The 3,850-nt window shown below is 65.8% G+C and carries 4 protein-coding genes; all 4 read left to right on the top strand.

The genetic code is table 11. The features are described 5' to 3' along the window. On the top strand, window positions 1–529 hold a 529-nt coding region (locus tag AC1D00_RS31060), incomplete at its 5' end, for a penicillin-binding transpeptidase domain-containing protein (protein WP_477013283.1). Window positions 530–637: 108 nt separating this feature from the next. Further along, window positions 638–1,769, top strand: a protein-coding gene (gene prfB / locus AC1D00_RS31055) for a peptide chain release factor 2 (protein ID WP_477013282.1) whose coding sequence is annotated in 2 segments (ribosomal slippage) — window positions 638–706 and window positions 708–1,769 — 1,131 coding nt in all. Because the reading frame shifts where the segments join, the coding sequence is not laid out codon by codon here. Window positions 1,770–1,771: 2 nt separating this feature from the next. Continuing rightward, entirely contained in the window at window positions 1,772–2,653 is an 882-nt protein-coding gene (locus AC1D00_RS31050) for an NAD(P)-dependent oxidoreductase (protein WP_477013281.1), read from the top strand. Window positions 2,654–2,787: 134 nt separating this feature from the next. Beyond that, window positions 2,788–3,699 carry a DMT family transporter gene (locus tag AC1D00_RS31045; protein ID WP_477013280.1) on the top strand — a complete coding sequence of 304 codons (912 nt, stop codon included), beginning with the start codon at window positions 2,788–2,790 and terminating at the stop codon, window positions 3,697–3,699. Window positions 3,700–3,850: the final 151 nt, after the last annotated feature.

The raw sequence follows: 3,850 nt of genomic DNA, 5'->3' as shown, positions 1-3,850 counted from the left end.
CTCCATGACCGCCTATCAGATCACCGAGCTGATGGAGGGCGTGGTCCAGGCCGGTACCGCGACCGTGGTCAAGGAGGTCGGCAAGCCGATCGCCGGCAAGACCGGTACGACCAACGAGGCCAAGGACGCCTGGTTCGTCGGCTTCTCGCCCGACGTCGCCGTCGCCATCTATATGGGCTACGACAAGCCGCGCGCGCTCGGCAAAGGCAACGCTGCGACCGGCGGCCATCTGGCTGCTCCCATCGCGCGCGATTTCCTCAAGCTCGCACTCGCCGACAAGCCGGCGGTTCCGTTCAAGGTGCCGGCCGGCATCAAGCTCGTGCGCGTCGTCGCCAAGAGCGGCATGCGTGCGGGCCCGGGCGAGACCGGCGGGACCATCCTCGAAGCCTTCAAGCCGGGCACGGCGCCGCCGGACAATTACTCGGTCATCGGCGTTGCCGACGCCGACGGGCGCGGTGGCATGCCCTCTTCACAGCAGCAGCCGGATTCGGGCTTCCTCATCCGGCCGGGCACCGGCGGGCTGTGGTAGCGGATAACGCCTGATACGGGCGAGGCGGGCGGTTGCGCTTTGGCGCAGCCGCCGCTACATCCCCTCCCACCTTCGCACGCGGACCATTCCGCGAGACCAGAGAACCACATGCGCGCCGAAATCGAACGGTTGGTAGAAGAGATCAAGCAGTCAGTCGGGCTGCTGAGGAGGCATCTTTGACGTCGAGAAATCGACGGCGCGCCTCGCTGAGCTGAACAAGCTCGCAGAAGATCCCAACCTCTGGAACGATCCCCAGAAGGCCCAGAAGCTGATGCAGGAGCGGACCTCGCTTGAGGATTCGCTCTCGGGCATCGGCAAGGTCGAGCAGCAGCTCGAGGACGACATCGGTATGATCGAGCTCGGCGAGGCCGAGGGCGATGACGGCGTCGTCGCCGAAGCCGAGGCTGCGCTGAAGGCCCTGAAGAAGGAAGTCGCGCGGCGCGAGCTCGAGGCGCTGCTGTCGGGCGAAGCCGACCGCTTCGATTCCTATCTCGAGGTCCATGCCGGCGCCGGCGGCACCGAGAGCCAGGACTGGGCGCAGATGCTGCTGCGCATGTACACGCGCTGGGCGGAGACGCACGGCTTCAAGGTCGAGTATCTCGAAGAGTCCGAGGGCGAAGAGGCCGGCATCAAGTCCGCGACGATCCAGGTGTCGGGGCACAACGCCTATGGCTGGCTGAAGACCGAAGCGGGTGTGCACCGGCTGGTGCGCATCTCGCCGTTCGATTCCAACGCACGGCGGCACACCTCGTTCTCGAGCGTGCAGGTGTTTCCGGTCATCGACGACAGCATCAAGATCGACATCAAGGAATCCGACGTCCGCACCGACACCATGCGCTCGGGCGGCGCCGGCGGCCAGCACGTCAACAAGACCGAATCCGCGGTGCGGCTGACGCATATCCCGACCGGTGTTGCAGTGGTCTGCCAGGCCGGCCGCTCCCAGCACAAGAACCGGGCCCAGGCCTGGGACATGCTGCGTGCCCGTCTTTACGAAATCGAGCTGAAGAAGCGCGAGGAGAAGGCCGCCGCCGACCAGGCCGCCAAGACCGATATCGGCTGGGGCCACCAGATCCGCTCCTACGTGCTGCAGCCCTACCAGATGGTGAAGGATCTGCGCACGGGCGTGCAGACCTCCGACACGTCGGGCGTGCTCAACGGCGAACTCGACGACTTCATGGCCGCGACGCTGGCGCAGCGCGCTTTCGGCACCCCTGGCGCCGACATCGAGGACGTGGATTAGCCATGCCCCGCGTCGCCTTCATCGGGCTTGGACGGATGGGCCATGGCATGGCCGGCCGCTATCTCGATGCCGGCTTCACGGTGACGGTGTGGAATCGCAGCAAGGCCAAGGCTGAGGATTTGATCGCCCGCGGCGCGCATTGGGCGACCTCGCCCGAGGATGCCGCGATCGATGCCGAGGTGGTCGTGACCATGGTTGCCGACGACGAGGCCTCGCGCGCGGTCTGGCTGGGGCCCAAGGGCGCGGCCAAGACGGCCAAGGCCGGCATCATCGCGATCGAATGCTCCACCGTCTCCTATGACCATGCGCGCGAGATGGGCCGCGAGCTGAATGCGCGCGGGCTGATCTACATCGACTGCCCCGTGACGGGATTGCCGGACGCGGCAGCAAGCGGAAAGCTGACGCTTTTGGTCGGCGCAGATGCAGCCGATCTGGAACGCGCGCGGCCCTATCTCGAACCGATCGGCTCGACCATCCGCCATTTCGGCGCGGTCGGCTCCGGTACGGTCTACAAGCTCATCAACAATCTGATGGGCGCGATCCAGATCGCCGGGCTCGCCGAGGGCCTTGCGATCGCCGAGCAGGCCGGGCTCGACATGAACCTGGTGCTGGAGTCGATTCTGTCAGGCGTTGCCGCAAGCCCGCAGGTGCAGCGTCATTCCAAGCGCATGGTCGCCCGCGACTTCGGCGGCGCGACGTTCACGGCGGCGCTGCGGCACAAGGATGCCGCCTACGCCGTGAAGCTTGCCGAGAGCCTGCTCGCAGACAAGCCGCTGGTGGCACGCGCCGCAGTCGAATCCTACGCGCGCGCGAAGGCTGCGATGCCTGATGACGACGAAGGCAAGATGATCGAGCTGGTGTCGCGGCCGAAGAAGCCGTCCTAGCCGGTCGCATCAACATGGGGCAACCTCGTTCGCCCTGTCGCTTCTGAACACGGGAATTCCAAACCTCATCGGAAATCGGGTGGCAAAACGCGTCGCGCCGTACTAGGCGAGGTCAACTGCCGATGTGAGACGCCATGCCCCCGAACGATTACAGGATCGACGCGCGAGACTGGTCGCTGCTCGCCGTGCTCTCGGTCCTCTGGGGCGGCTCGTTCTTCTTCAACGGCGCGGGCTTGCGGGAATTGCCGCCGCTCACCCTGGTGTTGCTGCGCGTGGCGCTTGGGGCAGCAATTCTCCTGCCGCTGCTCCGCATGCATGGGATCGGCTTTCCCAAGGGCGCCGCCGGCTGGAAGCCGTTCGTCGTGATCGGGCTGCTCAACAACGTCATTCCGTTCTCGCTGATCGTGATCGGCCAGACCTTCATTCCCAGTGGCCTCGCTTCGATCCTGAATGCCACCACGCCGCTGTTCACGGTGATCGTCATGGCGATGGCAGGCGAGGAAGCCTTGCAGGTGCGGCGGGTCGCCGGTGTTGTTCTGGGGGTCGTCGGCGTGGTCATCCTGCRCGGATGGGGCATCGAGACGAGGCCGGGGCAGGGGTTCGGCATTCTGCTCTGCCTCGGCGGCGCGTGCAGCTATGGTTTTGCGGCGCTGGCGGCGCGGCGGCTGTTGAAGGACTCGGCTCCGCTTGGAACGGCGACGTTTCAACTGATGGCCTCAACGGTGATGATGGCGGTTGTCGCCGGCGTCATGGAGCAGCCATGGCATCTGCCGATGCCGGGCCTCACAACCTGGCTCGCGGTGCTCGGCCTTGCCGCGCTCTCAACGGCGCTCGCCTACATCGTCTTCTTTCAGGTCTTGCGGCGTTCGGGCGCGACCAATGTCATGCTGGTGACGCTGCTCATTCCCGTCACCGCCATCCTGCTGGGATGGCTTGTGCTGGGCGAGCCGATCTCCGCGCGCGAGATCGCGGGCGCCATCGTCATCGGCAGCGCATTGCTTGTGATCGACGGGCGCGCTCTGAGGATGCTGCAGCGCGTCGCGTAAGGTCTCGCTCCACCGTTTCACCTCGCGGAAAATCGTATCGCTTGCCAGCGGCAAGCCTGCTTGCGACACTCTCCGCAAAACAAGACTACAAAACACAGGGGAGAGAACGATGCCGGGTCGTCGCAGGAGCCTTGCTGCCCTCGCCATGCTC

Source organism: Bradyrhizobium sp. P2_E8 (assembly GCF_056403875.1).
This window is presented reverse-complemented; position numbering and strand designations above follow the sequence as displayed.